22 protein-coding genes and 1 riboswitch are annotated in these 23,009 nt (G+C 71.5%); of the genes, 13 read left to right on the top strand and 9 right to left on the bottom strand.

The genetic code is table 11. The annotated features are described in order from the left end of the window. Positions 1–22 precede the first annotated feature (22 nt). Positions 23–1,198 carry an RNA polymerase sigma factor gene (locus tag ACIOJD_RS15700; protein ID WP_401913223.1) on the bottom strand — a complete coding sequence of 392 codons (1,176 nt, stop codon included), beginning with the start codon at positions 1,196–1,198 and terminating at the stop codon, positions 23–25. A gap of 7 nt (positions 1,199–1,205) precedes the next feature. Continuing rightward, complete coding sequence (locus ACIOJD_RS15695) at positions 1,206–1,613, bottom strand: YciI family protein (protein ID WP_401913220.1); 408 nt, start codon at positions 1,611–1,613, stop codon at positions 1,206–1,208. Positions 1,614–1,984: 371 nt separating this feature from the next. Between ACIOJD_RS15695 and ACIOJD_RS15690 the strand changes: the two genes are divergently transcribed. Then, positions 1,985–3,088 carry a medium chain dehydrogenase/reductase family protein gene (locus ACIOJD_RS15690; protein WP_401913217.1) on the top strand — a complete coding sequence of 368 codons (1,104 nt, stop codon included), beginning with the start codon at positions 1,985–1,987 and terminating at the stop codon, positions 3,086–3,088. Between the two features lie 48 nt (positions 3,089–3,136). Here the strand turns inward: ACIOJD_RS15690 and ACIOJD_RS15685 are convergent, their stop codons facing one another. From ACIOJD_RS15685 to ACIOJD_RS15670, 4 genes are all read right to left on the bottom strand, one after another. Next, positions 3,137–4,363, bottom strand: coding sequence for a cytochrome P450 (locus ACIOJD_RS15685; protein ID WP_401913214.1), 1,227 nt, complete (start codon positions 4,361–4,363; stop codon positions 3,137–3,139). 121 nt (positions 4,364–4,484) lie between these two features. Beyond that, on the bottom strand, positions 4,485–4,685 hold the full coding sequence (locus ACIOJD_RS15680; protein ID WP_401913211.1) for a ferredoxin: 201 nt from the start codon (positions 4,683–4,685) through the stop codon (positions 4,485–4,487). After that, positions 4,682–5,353, bottom strand: a complete 672-nt coding sequence (locus ACIOJD_RS15675; protein ID WP_401913208.1) for a TetR/AcrR family transcriptional regulator — start codon at positions 5,351–5,353, stop codon at positions 4,682–4,684. The genes ACIOJD_RS15680 and ACIOJD_RS15675 overlap by 4 nt, the downstream gene beginning before the upstream one ends. After that, complete coding sequence (locus ACIOJD_RS15670; protein ID WP_401913911.1) at positions 5,350–6,543, bottom strand: cytochrome P450; 1,194 nt, start codon at positions 6,541–6,543, stop codon at positions 5,350–5,352. Before ACIOJD_RS15670 ends, ACIOJD_RS15675 begins: the two co-directional genes overlap by 4 nt. A 215-nt stretch (positions 6,544–6,758) precedes the next feature. Here ACIOJD_RS15670 and ACIOJD_RS15665 point away from each other — a divergent pair, with 215 nt between their 5' ends. The 5 genes from ACIOJD_RS15665 to ACIOJD_RS15645 all read left to right on the top strand — a co-directional run bounded on the left by ACIOJD_RS15665 (position 6,759) and on the right by ACIOJD_RS15645 (position 13,012). After that, positions 6,759–7,199 carry a hypothetical protein gene (locus tag ACIOJD_RS15665; RefSeq protein ID WP_401913205.1) on the top strand — a complete coding sequence of 147 codons (441 nt, stop codon included), beginning with the start codon at positions 6,759–6,761 and terminating at the stop codon, positions 7,197–7,199. Between the two features lie 193 nt (positions 7,200–7,392). Then, positions 7,393–7,593, top strand: a riboswitch (cobalamin riboswitch). Positions 7,594–7,755: 162 nt separating this feature from the next. Next, positions 7,756–10,071 (top strand): 5-methyltetrahydropteroyltriglutamate--homocysteine S-methyltransferase, encoded by a 2,316-nt coding sequence (metE, locus tag ACIOJD_RS15660; RefSeq protein WP_401913202.1) that lies wholly within the window; start codon positions 7,756–7,758, stop codon positions 10,069–10,071. A 205-nt stretch (positions 10,072–10,276) separates the two neighbouring features. Then, on the top strand, positions 10,277–10,834 hold the full coding sequence (locus tag ACIOJD_RS15655) for a pyridoxamine 5'-phosphate oxidase family protein (RefSeq protein ID WP_401913199.1): 558 nt from the start codon (positions 10,277–10,279) through the stop codon (positions 10,832–10,834). Positions 10,835–10,909: 75 nt separating this feature from the next. Continuing rightward, entirely contained in the window at positions 10,910–12,046 is a 1,137-nt protein-coding gene (locus ACIOJD_RS15650; protein WP_401913196.1) for a cytochrome P450, read from the top strand. 120 nt (positions 12,047–12,166) lie between these two features. Continuing rightward, entirely contained in the window at positions 12,167–13,012 is an 846-nt protein-coding gene (locus ACIOJD_RS15645; protein ID WP_401913193.1) for a DUF1206 domain-containing protein, read from the top strand. 76 nt (positions 13,013–13,088) lie between these two features. Here ACIOJD_RS15645 and ACIOJD_RS15640 read toward each other — a convergent pair whose 3' ends face one another. Then, complete coding sequence (locus ACIOJD_RS15640) at positions 13,089–14,009, bottom strand: helix-turn-helix domain-containing protein (protein WP_401913190.1); 921 nt, start codon at positions 14,007–14,009, stop codon at positions 13,089–13,091. Between the two features lie 158 nt (positions 14,010–14,167). Between ACIOJD_RS15640 and ACIOJD_RS15635 the strand changes: the two genes are divergently transcribed. From ACIOJD_RS15635 to ACIOJD_RS15605, 7 genes are all read left to right on the top strand, one after another. Continuing rightward, entirely contained in the window at positions 14,168–14,950 is a 783-nt protein-coding gene (locus ACIOJD_RS15635; protein ID WP_401913187.1) for an SDR family oxidoreductase, read from the top strand. 147 nt (positions 14,951–15,097) lie between these two features. After that, complete coding sequence (locus ACIOJD_RS15630; protein ID WP_401913184.1) at positions 15,098–15,328, top strand: tautomerase family protein; 231 nt, start codon at positions 15,098–15,100, stop codon at positions 15,326–15,328. Positions 15,329–15,641: 313 nt separating this feature from the next. Beyond that, a complete protein-coding gene (gene dhaK / locus ACIOJD_RS15625) occupies positions 15,642–16,634 on the top strand; it encodes a dihydroxyacetone kinase subunit DhaK (protein ID WP_401913181.1) in 993 nt (330 codons plus the stop codon). A gap of 116 nt (positions 16,635–16,750) precedes the next feature. Continuing rightward, the gene (dhaL, locus tag ACIOJD_RS15620) at positions 16,751–17,353 is read left to right on the top strand and encodes a dihydroxyacetone kinase subunit DhaL (RefSeq protein WP_401913909.1); all 603 of its coding nucleotides are present in this window, start codon (positions 16,751–16,753) and stop codon (positions 17,351–17,353) included. Position 17,354: 1 nt separating this feature from the next. Next, on the top strand, positions 17,355–17,765 hold the full coding sequence (gene dhaM / locus ACIOJD_RS15615; RefSeq protein ID WP_401913178.1) for a dihydroxyacetone kinase phosphoryl donor subunit DhaM: 411 nt from the start codon (positions 17,355–17,357) through the stop codon (positions 17,763–17,765). A 259-nt stretch (positions 17,766–18,024) separates the two neighbouring features. After that, complete coding sequence (locus ACIOJD_RS15610; protein ID WP_401913175.1) at positions 18,025–19,479, top strand: NAD(P)/FAD-dependent oxidoreductase; 1,455 nt, start codon at positions 18,025–18,027, stop codon at positions 19,477–19,479. Positions 19,480–19,639: 160 nt separating this feature from the next. Further along, complete coding sequence (locus ACIOJD_RS15605) at positions 19,640–21,265, top strand: SDR family oxidoreductase (protein WP_401913172.1); 1,626 nt, start codon at positions 19,640–19,642, stop codon at positions 21,263–21,265. Between the two features lie 207 nt (positions 21,266–21,472). Here ACIOJD_RS15605 and ACIOJD_RS15600 read toward each other — a convergent pair whose 3' ends face one another. After that, positions 21,473–22,444, bottom strand: a complete 972-nt coding sequence (locus ACIOJD_RS15600) for a M56 family metallopeptidase (protein ID WP_401913169.1) — start codon at positions 22,442–22,444, stop codon at positions 21,473–21,475. 4 nt (positions 22,445–22,448) lie between these two features. After that, positions 22,449–22,997 (bottom strand): BlaI/MecI/CopY family transcriptional regulator, encoded by a 549-nt coding sequence (locus tag ACIOJD_RS15595; RefSeq protein WP_401913166.1) that lies wholly within the window; start codon positions 22,995–22,997, stop codon positions 22,449–22,451. Positions 22,998–23,009: the final 12 nt, after the last annotated feature.

Genomic DNA, 23,009 nt, shown 5'->3' with positions numbered 1-23,009 from the left:
GACAGGCCCTGAGGGCGCGCCATCAGCGGGACCGGCGGGCGTTGAGCCGGGCGGCCTGGCGCGTCAGGTGGTCGCGCTCGGCGAGGTTGGGCGCCTTTCGGGCCGCCTCGGCGTACAGCCGCGCCGCCGTCGCCAGGTCGCCGTCGCGCTCGTGGAGGTACGCCGCCACCGCGGCGCGGCGGGGCACGGAGTCCCCCTTGTTCGACAAGCTTGGGAAGGCGTCGTCCAGCGCCGCGAGCGCCGCCAGGCCGGCGCGCGGTCCGTCTGCCTCGCCGACGGCCACCGCGCGGTTGAGCCGGACGACCGGGCTGTCGGTCAGGCGCGCGAGTTCGTCGTACCACTCGACGATCTGCGTCCAGTCGGTCTCCTCGGCGGTGGGCGCGTCGGCGTGGAGTGCGGCGATGGCGGCCTGGGCCTGGAACTCGCCCAGCCGGTCGCGGGCGAGGGCCGCCTGAAGGATCTCGACGCCCTCGGCGATCGACTCGGTGTCCCACCGGCCGCGGTCCTGCTCGGCGAGCGGCACCAGGCTGCCGTCGGGCGTGGTCCGGGCGGCGCGCCGGGCGTGGTGGAGCAGCATGAGGGCGAGCAGCCCCGCCACCTCGGGGTGGTGGATCGCGGCCGCGAGCTGCCGGGTGAGCCGGATGGCCTCGGCGGCGAGGTCGACGTCGCCGGAGTAGCCCTCGTTGAAGACCAGGTAGAGGACGCGCAGCACGGTGGCGACGTCGCCGGGCCGGTCGAACCGTATGCCGGAGACGGTGCGCTTGGCCCGGCTGATGCGCTGCGCCATGGTCGCCTCGGGCACCAGGTAGGCCTGGGCGATCTGGCGGGTGGTCAGCCCGCCGACGGCGCGCAGCGTGAGCGCGACCGCGGACGACGGTGTCAACGACGGGTGGGCGCACAGGAAGTAGAGCTGGAGTGTGTCGTCCACCGTGGGCGCGGGCCCGCGCGCCGGCTCCTCCTCGACGAGGTCCTCACGCCGGCGGCGGGCGGCGTCCGCCCGGGTCGCGTCGAGGAACCGGCGCCAGGCCACGGTGACCAGCCAGCCCTTCGGGTCCCGCGGCGGTTCGGCCGGCCAGACGCGGACCGCCTCGAGCAGCGCCTCCTGCACGGCGTCCTCGGCCGCCGCGAAGTCGGCTCCGCGGCGGACAAGGATCCCGAGCACGCTCGGTGTGAGGCTCCGGAGCAGGATCTCGTTCACCTCGGGGTCACTCCGTGACGGTGGGGTGCGCCCCCAGGAACGGGCGCAGCTCGAGCCACTCGTGGATCGGCTTCCCGCCGGCTCCAGGGGCGGCCGACAGCTCCCCGGCCAGCTCGACGGCGCGCTCGTGGCTGTCGACGTCGATCACCATCCAGCCGGCGATGACGTCCTTGGTCTCGGCGAACGGTCCGTCGGTGACCGGCGGGCGGCCCTCGCCGTCGTAGCGGACGAACATCCCCTCGGGGGCGAGCGCCTGACTGTCGACGAACTCTCCGGTCGCCTCGAGCCGGGCCGCGAAGTCGTTCATGTACCGCACGTGGTCCGAGATCTCCTCCGGCGTCCACCGGTCCATGGGTACGTCGTTCACCGCGGCCGGGGCGCCACGGTAGTGCTTGAGCAGCAGGTACTTGGCCATGGTGCTTCTCCTCAGTGCTGGTGCGACCCATTCTGGTCGCATTCACAGCGGGGACGGAGCCGGCCTCGGGTTCTCGACATCACCGCGCGAGTTTTTGGAACCGGTGCCGACCTGCCGACGGTAACGGGCCCGGGACCGCGATCACCCCACTCAAGGCTACGGGTTCCCATACGCATGACAGACAGACGTGTTAGTTATAAGCTATAACTAACACGACGGCGATTAACTCTACGGTTCGACGGGCCGGCTTCAGTGCGGCCGGCCCCTCCGCAGGTCAGCGCCGCGTGACCGCCGACCGGGTCACCCCGGTCGATCCGCCACCGACCCGTCGCTATCACCGCCGCGGCCTGACTCCCAAGGAGAACTCCGCCATGACGAAGCCCGCCACCCCCGCCCACCGCCACACCGGCACCGGCACCGGCACCGGCACCGGCACCGAGGCAGCTCAGCCGGTCATCGCCACCGAGGTCGTGCTGCCCGGCGTGGTGGATCCGGCCGGACTGCGGTTGCGCCACCGCCCGTTGCCGGCCCCGGAAAGCGGCCAGGCGCTGGTCCGGGTCGAGGCCACCGGGATCTCGTTCGCCGAACAGGGGATGCGGCGCGGCCGCTACCCCGGCCAGCCCGCGTTCCCGTTCGTACCCGGCTATGACCTGGTCGGCACCGTCGACGCCGTCGGTGACGCCGCCGACATGGCGCTGACAGGACGACGCGTCGCCGTGGCCACCAAGACCGGCGGATGGACGAGCCACGCCCTCGTCCCGGTCGCCGACCTGGTGCCGGTGCCCGCCGGCCTGGACCCGGCCGAGGCCGAGACCGTGGTCGTCAACGGCATCACCGCCCACCAGATGCTGCACCGCGTCGCCCGGGTCGCGTCCGGGCAGACGATCCTGGTCCATGGCGCCAACGGCGGTGTCGGCACCATCCTGGTGCAACTGGCCCGCCATCACGGCGTCCACGTCATCGGCACCGCGGCCCCGCGCCACCACAGCGCGCTGCGCGACCTCGGTGTCACCCCGCTGGACTACCACGACCCCGACCTGTCCACGCGGGTCGGCGAGCTGGCCCCCGACGGCGTCGACGCCGTATTCGACCATCTGGGGCTGACCAGCGCACGCGCGTCGTTCCACCTGCTCAGTCGGGGCGGCGCGCTGGTGGTCTACGGCACCGCCGCCCGGCTCGACGACACCAACGCCATGGTTCCGATGTTCCTCGGCCTGCTGGCACGCGTCTACGCCTGGAACCTGCTGCCCAACCACCGCAGCGCCGCCTTCTACAACTTCTGGGGCGGCCGCACCATCAGGCCCCGCCGATTCCGCCGCCACCAGCACCACGATCTCGGCGTCGTACTCGACCTGCTCGCCTCCGGCGCCATCACCGCCCAGATCGCGGCACGGTTCCCCCTCACCGAGGTCGGCGCGGCCATGGAACTCGCCGAATCCCGCACCGTCCGCGGCAAGGTCGTCCTGCATCCGTAACGGCCCCGGCCCAACAGGATCACGTCCGGCCTTCCGCTGTCGCGAGTGCTACCAGGTGACGGGGAGTTCGTGCATTCCGTAGATGACTGCGTCGTATTTGAACGGGAGTTGCTCCAGGTCCGTCGCCACGCGCAGGGTGGGAATGCGACGGAAGAGGGTCGGGTAGATCACCTGGAGTTCCATCCTGGCGAGAGGCTGCCCGACACAGTGATGGGTACCGGCGCCGAAAGCCTGGTGGTGGCGGGCGTCACGGGTGATGTCCAGCCGGTCGGGGGCGGGGAAGACGGAAGGGTCCCGGTTGGCCAGTTCGCCGAGCAGGATCACACCCTCGCCGGCGCGAATGGTCCGGCCGGCGATCCGGATGTCCTCCAGTGCGGTCCGGCGGCGCCCGAGGTGCACGATGGAGAGGTAGCGCAGCAGTTCTTCCACCGCCGCGCCGATCACCTTGGGATCGTCCGTCTCACGTATGAGGGCGAGTTGTTCCGGGTGCTGGAGCAGGAGCAGTGTGCCCAGGCTGATCATGTTCGCGGTGGTCTCGTGGCCGCCGAGCAGCAGCAGCACACCCATGGCGACGGCCTCGCGGCGGGTCAGTTCACCGGCCTTGATCTGCTCGCCGAGTTTGGAGAGGAGATCGTCGCCGGGCTCGACGAGCTTCTCGCCGACCAGGTGGTCGAGGTAGTCGGCGAGGATGGTGTGAGCGGCCTTCCGCTGCTCGGGGGTGGCGACGGCGGAGACGATGGTCTTGCTGTTGGTCTGGAAGAACTCGTGGTCCTCGTAGGGCACCCCGAGCAGCTCCGAGATCACCAGGGACGGCAGGGGCAACGCGAGCGCCTGGACCAGGTCGGCGGGTTTCGGACCGGCGAGCATGCGGTCGATGAAGGTGTCCACCATCTTCTGCACGGCCGGGCGCATCGCCTCGACGCGTCTGATGGTGAAGACACCGCTGACCATGCGGCGCAGCCGGGCGTGTTCCGGGTCGTCGAGTCCGACGAAACTCAGGTCGGTTCCCCCTTCGCCCCGGTGGGCGACCGGGCTGGGGAAGCCGGGGTTGGAGAAGTCCGCGCTCAGCCGGGCGTCGGAGAGCAGTGCCTTCTGCTCGGCGTGGGTGGTCACCACCCAGGGTGTGCTGTCGCCCCAGGAGCGGACCTTGGTCAGCGGACCGTACCGGGCCAGACCACGCAGTTCGGGTGACGGATCGAAGGGGCAGGCCGCGGAACGCGGTGGGGGGAAGTCGGGGATCTCGGCGTCGGCCGTAGCGGGGGTGGGCATTGTCATCCTCCGTTGATCGGCGGGAACGGGGCGGAAGCGTGCCTCCCCGCTGCCGGTGCTCGCGCGATGCCGGTCGGCCGCTCGGCCGCCGACCGCAGCCGATCGCGAAGCACGTTCCCGGGTGCGCTCACGAGACCTCGTCGAGCTGGATGGCGGCGGCGGGGCACACGCTCGCGGACTCCCGGACGGCCGTGTACCGCTCCTCGGGCGGTTCGGCGTCGAGGAGGACGACGACGCCGTCCTCGTCCCGCTGATCGAACACCTCCGGTGCGATCAGCACGCACTGCCCGGCGCCGCAGCACTTCTCTTCATCCACAGTGATCTTCATGGTCGGTTCGGCTCCAGGTCGTGGTGAGGGGAGACGGGTGCGGTGAGCAGACCGACGATCGCGTCGGTCAGCGCGTCGGCGGTGCGCTCCCACGAGGAGTGCAGCAAGGCGGTGCCCTCGGCCAGGGCGCGTTCCCGCTCCGCGCAGGTGTGGACGATCAAATGACGGGCCATGGCTCCGCGTTCGACCCGCACCGGGGCGGGTACCGCTTCGAGGAGCCGACCGAGGCCGTCGAGGGTCTGCCGCAGGGGCTCCCTGGTGAGGGCCTCGTCGGTGGTCATCGCGCGCATCAGCGGGTCGGTCATGACCTGCACGGCGAAGCGGGCGTACCAGGACGGGATGCCGAGCGAGCCGAGATGTTCCGGCACGGGGCGCACCAGGCAGCCGACCCAGTCCCGTAGGTCGTGGCTGTCGCCGATCTCGTCCAGATGCCGCTGCCGGATCCGTTCGACCTTCTCGCTGTGCTTGCTCATGACGGCGCGTACGAGGCCCGCCTTGGCGCCGAAGTGGTAGCTGACGGCGGTGACGTTGCCCTGCCCCGCCGCCTCGCCGATCTGGCGGTTCGACACCGCGATCAGTCCGTGTTCGGCGAAGAGTCGTTCCGCGGCCGACATGATCGCCTCGCGGGTCTCGGCGACGCGGTCGGCCCGAGCGGTCCTGTCGCTCACCAGGTCACCGGCAGTTCACGCAGCGGGGTGGTGAGCAGGCCCTCGTGGCGGCGCAGGTCGTGGGTGCCGACGGCGAGATCGAGTGTGGGCAGCCGACGCAGCAGGACGGTGAGCACGGCCTGCAACTCGGTGCGGGCCAGCGGCTGTCCGAGGCAGGAGTGAGACCCGGCGCCGAAGGTGAGGTGGGGATTGGGAGAGCGGCCGAGGTCCATGTCGGCCGCTCCCTCCCAGGCGCTCTCGTCGCGGTTGGCCGCGGCCATGCTGCACACCACGGTGGTGCCGCGCGGCACCACACCGCCGGAGAGTTCGGTGTCCTCGTGCACGTACCGGAGCATGCCGAAGCCGCTGCCGTTCGGGTCGAACCGCAGTACCTCCTCCACCGCCTTGCGGGTCAGTGACGGGTCGGCCAGCAAGCGCTCCCAGCGCCGGCGGTCGGACAGCAGGTGCGCCGTCATCATCGAGATGAAGCCCGCTGTGGTCTCATGACCGGCGAGCAGGAGCGCCTGCCCCGTGGCCACCAGCCCGGCCTCGGACATCGGTTCGCCCTCCGCGTCCGCGCCGTCCATGAGAAGGCTGAGGAGGTCGTCCCCGGGTTCCGTGCGCTTGCCGTCGATCAGATGCGCCATGTAATCGGCGAAGTCCTGATGCGCCGCCTCCGTCTCGGCACGCGTGTACCGGGTCATGTTCAAGAAGGTGTCGGACCAGCTCTTGAACCGGTCCCGGTCGCACTCCGGCACGCCCAGCATGGTGCAGATGACGAACACCGGAAGCGGGAAGGCCAGATGCGTCACCAGGTCCGCCGGCCGGCCGTGTTCCAGCATCTCGTCGATGAGCTGGTCGGTCATGGCCTCCATGCTCGGCCGCAGTGCCGACATCCGCTTGGCCGTGAACCACTTGCCGACCATGCGCCGCCAGCGGTCATGGCCCTCGGCGTTGAGCGCCTGCGCCATCGGGCTGTTGAAGATGTCCGCCGCGTCACCGGCCGACACCCGGGCCGCGTCGGGCAAGGCCAGCCCCTCGCGACTCAGACGCGGGTCGGAGAGCGCCGTCCGCACGTCCTCGTAACGCGTCAGCAGCGCCGCCTCGTCACCACTCGGCAGCGTCACCCGCGCCACCGGACACCTCTGCCGAAGCTCCGCCCACTGCGGCGGCGGCTCCAGCGCCGCGGCAGGGACGATCGGGTAGCTCATCGTCTCCGTGCTTTGGGCTTCGGTCACTTGTGGCCTCCTCGGATCGTGTCGGCGGGCAGAGTCAACCTCAGCCCACATGGTAAGTCAACCGACTGATTTAAGTCGCGCTCGCCTGAACGCGACGGGCGGTCGAGAGGAACCGTCCCTCCCGGTCGCTCGTCCTCAACAACCAGGCAAGTCCATGCCCTTGGGGCGAGTCGGAGTCGAGGCGGATCATGAAAATGCGGACCTGGCTGCTGGGGGCGCCGGCCGTCGGCATGGGCCGGCCGGCCTGGCAGGTCATCGCCGACCTGACGGACGACGACGTGGTCGCGAGGCGGCAGTCGGTCTCGTGCGAGGAAGCGATGCGCTTCGCCGACCAGAGCGGGTTGCCGGCCGGAGCGTCCGAGGCGAAGTGCGAGGTCATGGGAGCACAGGACACGCGGTACGACGTCAGGTTCCGGATCTCCCGCGCCCGCCTCGGCACATGGCTGACTTCGGCCTGTCCCGACATGAAGATGACATCGGACTGCTCCGGCCCCCCGGAGACCGTCGACGCCTGCGGCAACCTGACCCTGGACCCTTATGCCGACGGCGGCGCGGTGGCGTTCGACCTGACCGTGGAGTACGAGGAGGGGGCCACCGCCCTCGTCCACTTCCAGCCCTTCAGCACGTGAACTCCCTCGCCGCGCCCGCCCCCCCGGACACCGGGGCCTGATGACCCTGCGAGCCGGGGCCGTGGCCTCCTGATCCGCTGTGACCTTGCGTTTTCCCCCTCCTCGGCGCGGATCCCGTGTCTCATGTCACCTTCCGGAACAGGGGCGGGGGCGACCAAGGGGTTGGCTACGCCCTAGGCTGGCGGGTGCAGCTGGTTCGCCCTGTCCGCCAGGCAGGCGCGTCGTAAGAGGGAACCCGGTGGGAATCCGGGACTGCCCCGCAGCGGTGAGCGGGAACGACCGCCGTCATACGCACTGGATCCGGCCTCGGATCCGGGAAGCGACGGCCAGTAGGAATCTGCCTCGGCAGATGTGCCCGCGAGTCCGAAGACCTGCCCGTTGCCCGTACGTGACCGATCGCGTACGGATATCCCGGTGACCTCGTGGGCGGGTCGGCGTACATACCAGACGGACGAGCGCGCCCCAGGCGTGACATGGGTCCGTCGGGTTCGTCACCCCTTCGCGCTCGCGTCCCGTCTCCGGGATCTCAAGGAGTCATCTCGCGAAGGAGATTTCCGTGACAGCGAAGTCCGCGGCCGCGGCAGCACGGGCCACCGTGTACGGCTACCCCCGCCAGGGCCCGAACCGGGAACTGAAGAAGTCCATCGAGGGTTATTGGAAGGGCCGCGTCACCGCCCAGGCCCTCCGGGAGACGGCGGCAGACCTGCGCCGGGCCAACTGGCAGCAGTTGGTGGACGCCGGCGTCCACGAGGTGCCGACCGGCGACTTCTCGTACTACGACCATGTCCTGGACACCAGCGTCATGGTCGGTGCCGTACCCGAGCGACACCGTGACGCGGTCACGGCCGGCGCACTCGACGGCTACTTCGCGATGGCCCGCGGCACCCAGGACGTGGCGCCGCTGGAGATGACCAAGTGGTTCGACACCAACTACCACTACCTCGTCCCGGAGCTGGGCCCCGACACCGTCTTCACCGCCGACTCCGCCAAGCAGGTCGCCGAGCTGACGGAGGCCATCACGCTCGGGCACACGGCCCGCCCGGTCCTCGTCGGCCCCGTCACCTATCTTCTGCTCGCCAAGCCCGCCCCCGGCGTGGCGGCCGATTTCGAACCGCTGACCCTGCTGGACCGGCTGCTGCCCGTCTACGCCGAGGTCCTCGCGGACCTGCGTGCCACCGGCGCCGAGTGGGTCCAGCTCGACGAGCCCGCGCTCGTCCAGGACCGCACGCGCGCCGAGTTGAACACCGCCGCCCGCGCCTACCGTGAACTCGGCGGCCTGACCGACCGTCCGAAGCTGCTCGTCGCCTCCTACTTCGACCGTCTCGGCGAGGCCCTTCCCGTCCTGGCGAAGGCACCGGTCGAGGGCCTGGCGCTCGACTTCACCGAGGCGGCCGCCGCCAACCTCGAAGACCTCGCCGCCGTCGGCGGACTGCCCGGCAAGCGCCTCGTCGCGGGCGTCGTCAACGGCCGCAACATCTGGATCAACAACTTCGAGAAGTCCCTGTCCACTCTGGGGACGCTCCTCGGTCTGGCCGACCGGGTCGACGTGGCGGCCTCCTGCTCGCTCCTGCACGTACCGCTCGACACCGCGGCCGAGCGGGACATCGACCCGCAGATCCTGCGCTGGCTCGCCTTCGCCCGGCAGAAGACCACCGAAATCGTCACCCTGGCCAAGGGACTGGCCCAGGGAACCGGAGCCATCACCGCGGAGATCGCCGCCAACCGCGCCGATCTCGTCTCCCGCGCCAACTCCGCGATCACCCATGATCCGGCCGTACGGGCCAGGACCTCAGCCGTCACCGACGCCGACGGCCGTCGCTCCCAGCCGTACACCGAGCGTGCCGCCGCCCAGCGCGCCCACCTCAAGCTGCCGCTGCTGCCGACGACCACCATCGGCTCGTTCCCGCAGACCGCTGAACTGCGCACGGCCCGCGCGGACTTGCGCGCGGGGCGGATCGACACCACGGGGTACGAACAGCGCATCGAGGACGAGATCCGCGAGGTCATCTCCTTCCAGGAGAGGACCGGGATCGACGTCCTGGTGCACGGCGAACCCGAACGCAACGACATGGTGCAGTACTTCGCCGAACAGCTCACCGGCTACCTCGCCACCCAGCACGGCTGGGTGCAGTCGTACGGCACCCGCTACGTCCGCCCGCCCGTCCTGGCCGGCGACATCTCCCGCCCCGAACCGATGACGGTGCGCTGGACCTCGTACGCCCAGTCGCTCACCGACCGCCCCGTCAAGGGCATGCTCACCGGGCCCGTCACCATGCTTGCCTGGTCCTTCGTCCGCGACGACCAGCCCCTCGGCGACACCGCCCGCCAAGTCGCCCTCGCTCTGCGCGACGAGGTCAACGACCTTGAGACCAGCGGCACTTCGGTGATCCAGGTCGATGAACCCGCCCTGCGCGAAACACTGCCGCTGCGCGCCGCCGACCGCGCCGCGTACCTGGACTGGGCAACCGAGTCGTTCCGCCTCACCACCAGCGGCGTACGCCCGGACACCCAGATCCACACCCACATGTGCTACGCCGAGTTCGGCGACATCGTCCAGGCCATCGACGACCTCGACGCCGACGTCATCAGCCTGGAGGCGGCCCGCTCCCACATGCAGGTCGCACGCGAACTCGCCGCACACGGTTACCCCCGCGAGGCCGGACCCGGCGTGTACGACATCCACTCCCCGCGCGTACCCGACGCGGACGAGGCAGCCGCGCTGCTCCGCAAGGGACTGGAGGCCATTCCCGCCGAACGGCTGTGGGTCAATCCCGACTGCGGTCTGAAGACCCGCGGCTGGCCCGAGACCAAGGCGTCCCTGGAGAACCTGGTCACAGCCGCCCGCACCGTCCGCACGGAACTGCCCGCCTGACCCGTCGGGGGGGGGGGGGGGGGGGGGGCCCGCGCCCCCCCCCCCCCCCCCCCGCCCCCTCACCGCGGTGCCGGCCCGTGATCCAGACGGACGAGGGATCATCGGAGGAAGGGACAGAAACAGGCCTGGCGATGACTTCGGCGCCGACGGCCAGTCGTCAATGGGGGAACAGTCGTCAGTGGGGGGAGAGGGAAGGAGATCCGCCATGCCGGCACAAGGACCCGCAAAGGGACCCACGACCGAACTCGACACCCGCTACAGCTCCGCGCTCAATCCCCGCCCGGGTGCCGCGAACGCCACCGCCACCGAGTGGGCCGAGGCCCAGCGGCAGCTGAGGGCCGCCGAGATCTTCTGGGTGTCCACCGTGCGGCCCGACGGCCGGCTGCATGTCACTCCCGTGATCGCAGCCTGGCACGACGGCGTGCTGTACTTCTCCACCGGCAAGACGGAACAGAAGGCCAAGAACCTCGCTCATGGCGCGCACTGCGCACTGACCACCGGGCGGAACTCGCTCACCGAAGGGCTCGACCTCATCGTGGAGGGCGAGGCGGAGCCGGTTGCCGATCCGGGCGTACTGGAGGAGGTGGTCGCGGCGTACGAGTCGAAGTACGGGCCGCACATCACCTCGCCGGAGGGCACCTTCCACGGGATCGGGGACGCGTTCCGGAAGGGGGACGTGACGGTCTTCGCGGTGGCCCCGGCCACGGCGTACGGCTTCGGCCGGGACGACGGCGTGTACACCCATACGCGGTGGGCGTTCTGAGACGGGCGGACGCAAGCCAACCTGCGGTTACGCTCCGCGTCCGTCCGTGCCTGTCCGTGGCGATAGGATCGTACGATGGCATGTGGGCAACGATCACAGGACCCGGTGCGGTCCGTCTCCAGCGGCTCCGGTGGACACGCCGGCTACCTGGTCACCGGATACGCCGAAGCCCGGCAGGCCCTCCGCGACCCGCGGCTCTCCAAGGACACCGCCGCGTTCTTCGCCGGCAAAGCGTCCTCACGCCGTCTGCACCCCGTGGTGGCGCGGACCATGCTGGCCTGTGATCCACCCCAGCACACGCGCCTTCGCCGGCTGGTGACCAACGCGTTCACCACCGGTGCGGCGGACCGGTTGCGTCCCTACGTCGGTCAGGTGACCGACGCCCTGCTGGATCGATGGCCCGACGGCGGCGAGGTCGACCTCGTCGCCGACCTCGCCGTACCCCTGCCGGTCATCGTGATCTGCGAACTGCTCGGAGTACCGGAGGCCGACCGGTCCGAGGTCCGGCGCTGGTCCGCCGAGCTGTTCGCCGCCGGAAAACCCGATCTGATCGACGCGGCCTCGCACGCCATGGCGGACTACATGACGAGCCTCGTCGCCGCCAAGCGCCGCCACCCCGGCGACGCTCTTCTCGACCGCCTGATCTCGGCCCGCGACGGCGCGGACCAGCTGAGCGAGGACGAACTCGTCTCCCTCGCGGTGCTCCTCCTCGTCGCGGGACACGAGACCACCACCCATTTCATCGGCAACGCCGTCCTGGCTCTGCTCCAGCACCCCACCGAGCTTGCACTCCTGCGCGACAACCCCGACCGCGTCCCGGCGGCGCTGGACGAATTGCTCCGCTTCGAGTCACCCGTCAGCACGGCCACCTTCCGCTACACCACGGAGGCCATCACTCTCGGCAGTACGCCGGTCCCCGCCGGCGTACCCGTACAGATCGCGATCGGCGCCGCCAACCGCGACCCGGAACGTCTCCCGTCACCGGACCGGCTCGACCTGAGCCGGGACGCCACCGGCCACCTCGCCTTCGGCCACGGCATTCACCGATGCCTCGGCGCGCCTCTGGCCAAGGCCGAAGCCGAGATCGCTCTACGCGCGATCCTGACGCGCTTCCCCGCCCTCAGGCTCGCCGTACCGTCCGATCAGCTCCAGTGGCGGCACACACGCCTGATGCGTGGCCTGGCGTCTCTTCCACTCCTTGTCGCCCGCTGATCCCCCACCCGCCGCTGAACCCATGTCCGAGACGCTGTTCGACAAAGCGGAGAGGCCCCCTCGGGGATCGATTCCCCCTTCGAGGGCATCCGGTCCCCCTTCGAGGGCATCCGGTAGGCCATGACTCCCAGATCGGCAACGAAACGCGCACAAGGACAGGCCGAACGCGCGGCGAACAGCACCGCGGTCGCGGCGGGAGCCCGCGCGGGCTTCGTCGCCCGCGGGGTCATCTACATGCTGATCGGCGTCCTCTCCCTGCGGATCGCCTTCTCCGGTGGCGGCGGAGGCGGGCAGGCGGATCGCGGCGGAGCGGTCGCCGAAATCGCCCACAAGCCGTTCGGCACCGTCCTGCTGTACCTGCTCGGGACAGCACTCGCCGGGATGGCCCTGTGGCGGCTGTCCGAAGCGGCCTTCGGCCAGGCGGGTCCCGACGGCCGGAAGGCGAGCAAGAGGGCGATGGCCGCAGGCCGTTTCGTCTTCTACGGATTTGTCTCGTACTCCGTGCTGTCCTACGCGGCCGGGGACGAAGGCAGCGGCAGCGGCAGCTCCGACAAGAGTTCCCAGGACGTCACCGCAAGGGCGCTGGACTGGCCCGGCGGGCAGTGGATCGTCGGAATCGTCGGCGTGGCGGTGGCCGCCGCCGGTGTGTGGATCGCCGTCAGGGCGCTCATGCGCAAGTTCCACAAGCACCTGACGATGTCCGAGATGTCGAAGAACGCGCGTAAGGCCGTCGACTGCGTCGGGGTCTTCGGCGGTACGGCACGTGGCGCCGTCTTCGCCGTCGCGGGCGCCTTCGCCCTCACGGCAGCCGTCCAGCACGAGCCCGGCAGGGCGAAGGGCATGGACGACACCCTGCGCGCTTTCACCGGCACTCCGGCCGGGCCCTGGCTGCTGGTGCTGACGGCGCTCGGCCTGATGGCCTTCGGGGTCTTCTCCTGGGCCAACGCCCGCTGGCGCAAGGTCTAGGTGCCTCGCGTCCCGGCCAAGCGGCACGTCGTACGCCGTGCCACTTGGCCGGGTTCGGCCGATACGAAGATGCTGATCAACCTGTTCCCAACGCGGCGGAGCCCTTACCGGGCACACGCGACTCCCCTGTGCGGTGCGTGCCCTCCATGACGCTCAGCTCCTGGGTCCCGACGACAGACAGCAGTTCCAGCTGCTCGGCTCCCGGGCTTCCGGGCGGGGCGGTGAACCACAGCAGGCGTTGCCGTCCGTCCTCGCTGAGGAGGTTGTGGCAGTCGAGTTCGATGACGCCGAGCATCGGGTGGACGATCCTCTTGTGGTCCGTGCGGCGCACCGCGACGTCGTGGGTGTCCCAGAGCGCTGCGAACTCCTGGCTTCGGCGGCGTAGCACGGCGACCATCTTCGTGACCTCCGCGTCCCGGCCGCGCCGGGCGGCGGCTGCCTGGAGGTCGGCCACGAACACCCGGGAGTGGTGCGGGTGGTCCTCGGGCGGGTAGATCTCGCGCGCCTGCGGGTCGGTGAACCAGCGGTACACCAAGCTCGCCGCCGGGCCGCGGTGTGCCGGGGACTTGCCGAGCAGGGTCAGGGCCAGGTCGTTCTCCACCAGGGTTTCGTGCAGGTCGGTGATGACGCGCGCGGGGGTGTTGGACAGCCGGTCCAGGAGTCCGAGGAGCGCGGGCTGCACGTGTGCCGATGGTCCGTGCGCCGACGGGGGGACCAGCCGTTCGGCCAGGTGGAACAGGTGGTCGCGCTCGTCGCCGTTCAGGCGCAGGGCTCGGGCGAGCGCGGCCAGGGTCTGGGCCGAGGGCTGCACGCCGTTCTTCGCGCTGCCGCGTTCCAGCTCGGTGTAGTAGTCGGCTGACAGCCCTGCCAGCTGCGCGACTTCCTCGCGGCGCAGCCCGGGGACGCGCCGGCGCGGGCCTTGGGGGAGACCGACCTCCGCGGGGCGGATGCGGTCGCGGCGTGTCCTGAGGAAGGCACCGAGTTCTGGAAGGTTCACCACTCCATGGTCGCTCGTAGGCCAGAGCGCAGCCAGGGGGTGGCATCCCCCGGGTAGACGCAGCCCTGGCCCGGGATGGAAGACCGGCCGATCGTGGAGGACGCAGCAGGGCAACGGCAAGGCCGCGGCCCGACGCCCATCCATCACAGGAGTCAGCCATGCCCATCCCCACTTCCCCCGACGGGACCGCTGCCTCGGCCCGGCCCCCCGCCTCACCCCGTGTCGCGATCGTCACCGGCGGCTCGCGCGGCATCGGCCGCCGGACCGTCGGCAGGCTGGCCGCCGACGGGTACGCCGTCGTGGTCGGCTATGCCGGCAACCAGGACGAGGCCGAAGCAGCCGTGAAGGAGGCTGTCACCGGCGGTGGGCGGGCGATCGCAGTGCGCGCGGACGTCGCCGACGAACGCGCGGTCGCGGCCTTGTTCGACAAGGCCGAAGGAGAGTTCGGCGGCGTCGATGTCGTCGTGCACGCGGCCGGGCGGATGCACCTGGCTCCGATCGCCGAGCTGGACCTGGCCGTCCTGGACGATCTGCACCGCACCAACATCCGCGGCACGTTCGTCGTCGTCCAGCAGGCCGCCCGTCGCGTGCGCCCCGGCGGCGCGATCGTGACGTTCTCCACGTCCGTGGTGGGGCTGGCCTTCCCGGGCTACGGCGCGTACGCCGCCGGCAAGGGCGCGGTCGAGGCGCTGACTCTGATCCTGGCCCGGGAACTGCGGGGCCGGGACGTCACGGCCAACACCGTCGCGCCCGGCCCCACGGCCACCGACCTGTTCCTGGACGGCAAGGACGAGGAGACCATCGCCCGCCTGGCCGCCCAGCCCCCGCTGGAGCGCCTCGGTACCCCGGCCGACATCGCCGAGGTCGTCGCGTTCCTGGCCTCCCCGGCCGGCCACTGGATCAACGGACAGGTCATCCGCGCCAACGGCGGAATCGTCTGAACCGCCCGCGGCCACCCCATCGAGCGAAGTCGTCTCCGCGGTCGCCGACCGCCTCCGCGCCGACTTCTTCCGCCGCATCGGACTGGGCAGCCCGCTCACCGCAGGCGGCTCCCTGTAACGCCCCACCGAGAGAAGGAACAACCAGCCATGCCTTTCGCGAACTTCAAGGTCCCCGAGAAGACCCTCACCCCGAAGCAGAAGGAGGAGATCGTCACCCGCACCACTGAGCTGTATGTCGAGATCTACGGCGAGCGCGCCCGCGACACCACCATGGTTCTGGTCGAAGAGGTCCCCGACGGCGGCTGGGGCATCTGCGGCAACGTGCTGACTCTGGCCATGCTCGGCGAGGCGACACCGACGGACACCAGCGGCGCCTGACCGCACCGGCCGTCATTCGGCCGGGACCCGCTGGAACAAGGCGGAGCCGCGCACGCCTCGCCCCGTGATCTCGTCCTATGCCGTGCCACTTGGCCGGGTTCGATCGATACTGGAAGGGGGCGGCAAACCGCCGCGCCGGACCCCTACAGGGAGCTGACGATGCATCGGACGAGTCGGCGTGAGGTCGGCGCACGTACCGCCTGCCCTCGCTCCGAAGCGCCGCGTATCGCCAAGATCAAAAAGCGTGCGCATGCCCTCTGACCTGCAAACGCCGGTCAGAGGGCACAGCCGCTGACTACTCAGGAGGCACCCCTTGAAGATGTTGATCAATGTGCCGGAGACCGTGGTGGCCGATGCCCTGCGGGGTCTGGCCTCGGCGCATCCCGGGTTGTCCGTCGACGTGGACAACCGTGTGGTGGTACGGAAGGACGCCCCCGTCGCCGGGAAGGTGGGGCTGGTCTCCGGGGGCGGGTCCGGGCATGAGCCGTTGCACGGTGGCTTCGTCGGGCCCGGGATGCTCTCGGCCGCCTGTCCCGGTGAGGTTTTCACCTCTCCTGTCCCGGACCAGATGGTGCGCGCCGCGGCCGCCGTCGACAGTGGGGCCGGGGTGCTGTTCATCGTCAAGAACTACACGGGCGACGTCCTGAACTTCGACATGGCCGCCGAGCTGGCCGAGGACGAAGGCATTCAGGTCGCGAAAGTGCTGGTCAACGACGATGTCGCGGTGACCGACAGCCTGTATACGGCGGGGCGGCGCGGTACGGGTGCGACGTTGTTCGTCGAGAAGCTGGCAGGCGCCGCGGCCGAGGAGGGGGCTCCGCTGGAGCGGGTCGAGGCGATCGGGCGGCAGGTGAACGAGAACGCGCGGAGTTTCGGTGTGGCCCTGACCGCCGTCAGTACGCCCGCCAAGGGCAGCCCCACCTTCGATCTGCCCGAGGGGGAGCTGGAGCTGGGCATCGGGATCCATGGCGAGCCCGGCCGTGAGCGGCGCGCGATGATGACCTCGCGCGAGATCGCCGACTTCGCCGTCCACGCGGTGCTGGAGGATCTGCGTCCCTCGGGGCCGGTGATCGCGCTGGTGAACGGCATGGGCGGGACGCCGCTGCTGGAGCTGTACGGATTCAACGCCGAGGTGCAGCGCGTGCTGGCGGAACGGAAGGTTCCGGTGGCCCGGACGCTCGTCGGCAACTATGTGACCTCGCTCGACATGGCAGGCTGTTCGGTGACTCTGTGCCAGGTCGACGAGGAACTGCTGCGGCTGTGGGACGCGCCGGTGGAGACCGCCGCGCTCCGTTGGGGCCGCTGAGAACGGCAGGGACGGGTAGGGGCGACAGAGACGGCAGGGATGTCAGGGGCAGCGCAGACGGCGGGGAACGACCCGAGGGGCGAGGAGATCACGTGATCGATCAGAATGCCGGCCGGATGCTCGACGCCGATTTCTTCCGCCGCTGGCTGACGGCCATGGCCGCCGCCGTGGAGCGGGAGGCGGACCGCCTCACGGAACTGGACTCGGCCATCGGCGACGCCGACCACGGCAGCAATCTCCAGCGTGGTTTCCGGGCCGTCTCCGCGACGCTGGCGAAGGAGCCGCCCGCCGGCCCCGGCGCCGTACTGTCCTTCGCGGGACGGCAGCTGATCTCCACGGTGGGCGGTGCGTCCGGGCCGCTGTACGGGACGCTCCTGCGCCGTACGGGCAAGGCACTCGGCGACTCCGCCGAGGTCACCCCCGCGCAACTGACCGAGGCACTGCGCACCGGCGTGGCGGCGGTGGCACAGCTGGGCGGGGCGAAGGCCGGGGACAAGACGATGCTGGACGCGCTGGAGCCGGCGGTCGAGGCGCTCGGTACGTCGTTCGCGGCGGCGGCCGAGGCGGCGGACCAGGGCGCGCTGGCGACCGTACCGCTCCAGGCGCGCAAGGGCAGGGCGAGCTATCTGGGCGAGCGGAGCATCGGGCACCAGGATCCGGGCGCCACGTCCGCCGCCCTGCTGATGTCGACCCTCGCGGCGACGGCGGAGGAGGCCTGACATGAGCATCGAGGCGCCGGTCGGCATCGTTCTCGTGTCGCACAGCCGGGCGGTGGCCACGGCCGTCGCCGCCCTGGCACAGGGGTTGACGGGCAGCGCCACCATCGCCCCGGTGGCACCGGCCGGCGGCACCCAGGACGGCGGGCTCGGCACCAGTTCCGAGCTCATCTCGACGGCGGCAGCGGCGGTGAACCGCGGCGAGGGCGTCGCCATTCTGGTGGATCTCGGCAGCGCCGTACTGACCGTCAAGACGCTGCTGGCCGAGGGGGACGAACTGCCGGACAACACGCGGCTGGTGGACGCCCCCTTCGTGGAGGGCGCCGTGGCGGCGGTGGTCACGGCCTCCGCGGGTGGAGACCTGGACGCGGTGGTGGCCGCGGCGTCGGAGGCGTACCAGTACCGCAAGGTGTGACGCCGGATCCGCATGACACGACATGTGGCGTCGTCCCGCGAAAGTGTGACGCCGGACCGGGCCCGCGCGCCCGTACGATCCGTGCCGTCTCCGGCAGGAGCCGCGTCAACAACGGGACACTCCCGCGTGGGGATTCGCCGAAAACGGCGCGGAGTCGTCGTGATCCGGGCATCGTGCCGCAGGAATACTGAACCGGCGTGAATCGGTGGCGGCGCCGGCACCGGCGCCCGCGGCAGCAGGGGCCCGGAGGGACAAACGCATGGTGGATTCGGCAGGCGCGGAGATCGGCACGCCGGGCGCGGACGAGCCGTACCACTCCCCTGGCCGCCAGGGACGCCACGCGGTGGTCATCGGCGGAAGTATCGCGGCGCTGCTGGCCGCACGTGCGCTCAGCACCCACGCCGGCCGTGTGACCGTCGTCGAGCGCGACCGCTTCCCGGACGGGCCGGTGACGCGGGCGGGTGTTCCGCAGAGCCACCACATCCACGTCCTGCTGGAGGGCGGGCAGAAGGCCCTGGAGGAGTTGCTCCCCGGGGCCGTCGCCGAGTTGCGTGAGCACGGCGCGCCCCGGGTCGGCATGCCGAGGGACATGGTGCAGTGGCAGAACCGGCGCTTCTACCGGCGTACCGCCGCCACGGCCCATCTCCTCACCGGCTCCCGCCCCCTGCTGGAGTGGCTGGTACGGCGCCGGGTGCTGGCCGATCCGAGGATCACGGCGGTGGACGGTACCGAGGTCGTCGGGCTGCTGGGCGACTCCAGGCGGGTCCGGGGCGTACGGCTGCGCGAGCGCGGGGCGCGGACCCGTCACGACGTACGGTCGCTGACCGCCGACCTGGTCGTGGACGCCTCCGGGCGAAGCTCGCGGGCCCCCGGCTGGCTGGCCGCGATCGGCGCCGAACCACCTCATGAGGAAACCCTCGACACGGGACTCGCCTACGCGACCCGTCTCTACGGCAATGTGCGGAGCGACGAGGGGACGGACTGCGTCGGCTACTACTTCGTGCCGGGCCACGACGAGCCTCGCGGTGCGGTCGCCCTGCCCATCGAGGGCGGCCGGTATCTCGTCACGCTCTCGGGGCTGCGCGGCAGCGAACCCCCCTCGGACGGGGCCGCGTTCACCGATTTCGCCACCCGGCTCCCCCATCCGGTGCTGCACGACTGGCTGTTGAGGGCCGAGCCCGAGTCGCCCGTGCACGCGTTCCGCGCGACGGCCAACGTCCGTCGCCGGTACGACCGTCCGGGCCGTCGTCCGGCCGGTTTCCTCGCCACCGGTGACGCGCTGTGCGCCTTCAACCCGGTGTACGGGCAGGGCATCGCGGTCGCCGCGCTGAGCGCGCTCGCGCTGCGCGACGCGCTGGCCGGCCACCGCCGTACGCCCACGACCCACCGTGTGCAGCTCGCCCTGTTCAAGGCCTCGCAGCAGGCCTGGGACATCGTGTCCGGGGCGGACAGGGATCTGCCGGGAGCGCGGGGCGACGCGGCCAGGACCCGGGCGGTGGACCGTCCGGCGGCCTGGTACATGGCGCGGGTGATCGAACGTGCCCCCGGTGATCCGGTGGTCGGAGCCGCGTTCCTTGCCGCGTGCGCGCTGACGGCGCCGGTCAGCGCGCTCTTCGCACCGGATGTCGTCCGTGCGGTGCTGTTCGGGCCGGTCCTGCCGGCACCGACGGAGCCGCCGATGAGGCCGGAGAGCACCACGCTCACGGCCCGCTGAGCCGTCGGCCGCACAGTCCTCCGCGTCACCGCTGTCCCGGATTCACCATCGCTGCCCCGGCTCCGTGGCGTCGTCCGACCCGTGGCGTAACGCGCCCGCCGTCTTGCTGATCCCCGGCTCCGGGCACACGCTCGTCCTGGGGGCCTCGAAGGAGCGGCACATGACGACGGACAGGGAAGCCGGGCAGTCGGGGACGCGGCCGGACACCGACGGCCCGGGGCCGCGCTGTCTCGTCACCGGTGCCACGGGCTACATCGGCGGCCGGCTGGTGCCCGAGCTGCTGGACGCGGGCCACAGGGTGCGCGCGCTCGCCCGGACGCCGGAGAAACTGCGCGATCACCCCTGGGTCGGCCGCGCCGAGGTCGTACGCGGCGATGTCACCGATGCCAGGTCGGTCGGCGCGGCCATGGCCGGAGTCGATGTGGCGTACTACCTGGTGCACGCGCTGGGCACCGGCCGGGATTTCGCGGCCACGGACCGCCGGGCGGCCCGGATCTTCGCCGAGCAGGCGAAGGCGGCGGGCGTCCGGCGCATCGTCTATCTGGGCGGCCTCACTCCGGAGGGGGTACCGGAACACCGGCTCTCACCACACCTTCGCTCACGTACCGAGGTCGGCCGTATCCTCCTCGGCTCGGGGGTTCCGACCGTGGTGCTGAGGGCGGCGGTCATCATCGGCTCGGGCTCCGCCTCCTTCGAAATGCTGCGCTACCTCACGGAGCGCCTTCCGGTGATGGTGACGCCGAGCTGGGTGCGTACGTCCATCCAGCCGATCGCGGTACGGGACGTGCTCAGGTATCTCGTCGGCTGTGCCGGGCTGCCCGAGGAGATCGACCGGGCCTTCGACATCGGCGGACCGGAGGTGCTGACGTACCGCGACATGATGCAGCGCTACGCGGCGGTGGCCGGGCTGCCGCGGCGGCTCATCCTTCCGGTGCCGGTCCTGACGCCGCGCCTGTCCAGCCACTGGGTCGGCCTGGTGACTCCGGTTCCGCGCTCGATCGCCCGGCCGCTGGCGGAGTCGCTGCGCCATGAGGTCATCTGCCGCGAACGGAACATCGCGCGGTACATCCCCGATCCGCCGGACGGCCCGGTCTCGTTCGACCACGCGGTGGAACTGGCGCTGCGGCGCATCCAGGACGCCGAGGTGACCACCCGCTGGTCGTCCGCCTCGGTGCCCGGCGCGCCCAGCGACCCCCTGCCCACCGACCCTGACTGGGCCGGCGGCAGTCTCTACACCGACCATCGCGAACTGACGGTGAACGCGTCACGCGAGTCGCTGTGGCGCGTCATCGAGGGCATCGGCGGCGACAACGGCTGGTACTCCTTCCCCCCGGCCTGGGCGGTACGGGGATGGCTCGACCGGCTGGTCGGCGGCGTCGGGCTGCGCCGGGGAAGACGGGACGCGCAGCGGCTGCGGGTCGGTGACTCGCTGGACTTCTGGCGGGTGGAGGAGATCGAGCCCGGCAGGCTGCTGCGGCTGCGCGCGGAGATGCGGCTTCCGGGGCTCGCCTGGCTGGAGCTGCGGGCGGACGGGGTCGGCGAGGACCAGGAAGGCGACGGGGCCGGGGACGGCGCGGGCCCGGGTGACGGGGGCTCCGACGACCGGAGGCCGGACGGCGGAGGGCGGAGCGTATTGCGGCAGCGGGCGGTGTTTCATCCGCAAGGGCTGCTGGGGCACGCGTACTGGTGGAGCGTCTCGCCGTTCCACGCGGTGGTGTTCGGCGGGATGGCACGCAATATCGCGCAGGCGGCCGGATCCACCGCGGCCAAGCCCTCGCGGGCCTGACCTGCCCTGTGTCCTCACCTGACCCGCGTCCCGACCTGACCCGCGTCCCGACCTGACCCGCGTCCCGACCTGACCCGCGTCCCGACCTGACCCGCGTCCCGACCTGACCCGCGTCTCACCTGACCGCCCGCAACCGGCCTGGCTGCGGGCGGGCTCAGCGCCTCGGTGCCTCCCGTACGGGTGCCGCTCCCTCTCCGCCTCCACCGCTCACAGCGGGGTGGCGGCCTTCAGGACGAGGAGGAGCGTGACCGCCGCGTTCGCCGACGACAGGGCGGAGCCGAGAGTTCCGGCCGCCGCCGTCCAGGCGGCCAGGCCCACCGCGGTGAAGACCGGCGGCCAGCTGACGGCCGACGGCGCGGGCCCCAGCAGGGCGGCCACCCGGCGCGGCACCGGACCTGGCCCCGGCGCGGCGAAACCGGCCAGCGTCGGCGTGGGCGTGCCCCGGGAGACGAGCGCGGCCTTGCCGATGGCGCGCGCCACGACCGTACGCTCGCCGGTCACCCGGGCCGCCTCCTCGTCCGCCCAGCGCTCGGTCGTGTACGCCACCGCCGAGCGCAGCGGACGCAGCAGCGGATTGGCACGCGCGGCGAGCCGTACGGCCAGCAGGAACCGGTGGTGCTGCCCATGGAGATGCGCGTGTTCGTGCGCGATCAGGGCCTCCCGCTCCTGGGTGCCCAGGCACGCGAGCATGGCCGTCGACACCACGATCCGTCCGCGCGCCCCGGCACCGGGTCCGGAACCGGGCAGAGGTCCGGAGCCGGGCAGGGCGTAGGCGTACGGGGCGGTGTCGGTCAGCACGGCGAGTTCGCCGTCGGGCAGTCCCGCCAGCGCGTGGTGCGCGCGGCGGCGCACCCGGCGGTGACGCCCGGCGGCCGTGGCGCAGCCCACGGCGACCGCGGAGAGGGCGACTATGGCCACCTTTCCGGCGACCTCGTCGTACGGAACCGCCTCCCGTACCTCGGGGTCCGACCAGCCGTCGGGCAGCGGGTTGCCCGGCAGTTGCGCGGTACCGACCACCACCAGCAGTCCCAGACAGAGGGTGCTGCAGACCGCCAGGACGCAGGCCAGCGCCGACAGCAGCCGGGTGGCGATACGGGGATGGAGATGCTGCTCCGCCAGGCGGGCGATGGGCAGCGCGGTCAGCGGCAGTACGAGCGGCAGAAAGACGAACACGCCCACCGCGTCAGCCCTCCGTCCTGTCCGAGCCGTCTTCGTCCAAGTCGTCGGACCCGCCCGCGACATCGGACCTGCCCGGGTCGCCGGGCGCGTCCAAAACGTCGGTCCCGTCTTCGGGCAGCCCGAGCAGATCGCGCAGCAGCCGCTCGTCGTCCGGGGAGAGAGTGGTGACGAACCGGGCCAGTACGGCCTCGCGGTCCGCCTCCCCGTCCAGCACCTTGCGCATCCGCAGGGCGGCGAGCCCCGCCTCGTCGGACGACGCGCGCCATTCGAAGGAGCGGCCTGCCCGTTCCCTGGTGACCGCCCGCTTCGCCTGGAGCCGGGTCAGGATGGTCATCACCGTCGTGTACGCGAGACCGCCGCCGAGGCGTTCCTGCACCCAGGCGGCCGTGACGGGGCCCGGCGCCTGGCTCAGCGCGGCGAGGACCTGGGCCTCCAGTTCGCCCTGGCCGCGCCGGCGGGGGCGCTCGTCCGGACTGCCGTGAACCCTCACGATGTGTCCCTCACGGTGTGTCTCCCTCCAGCCGTGCCGCCTCAGCACGGGGCAGCCGTACATGCTACTGAGCCC

Origin of the sequence: Streptomyces sp. NPDC088116 (genome assembly GCF_044741745.1) — a bacterium.
Taxonomy (GTDB): Bacteria; Actinomycetota; Actinomycetes; order Streptomycetales; family Streptomycetaceae; genus Streptomyces.
The sequence above is the reverse complement of the archived record's forward strand: the minus strand, read 5'-3'. Positions and strand labels throughout refer to the sequence as shown.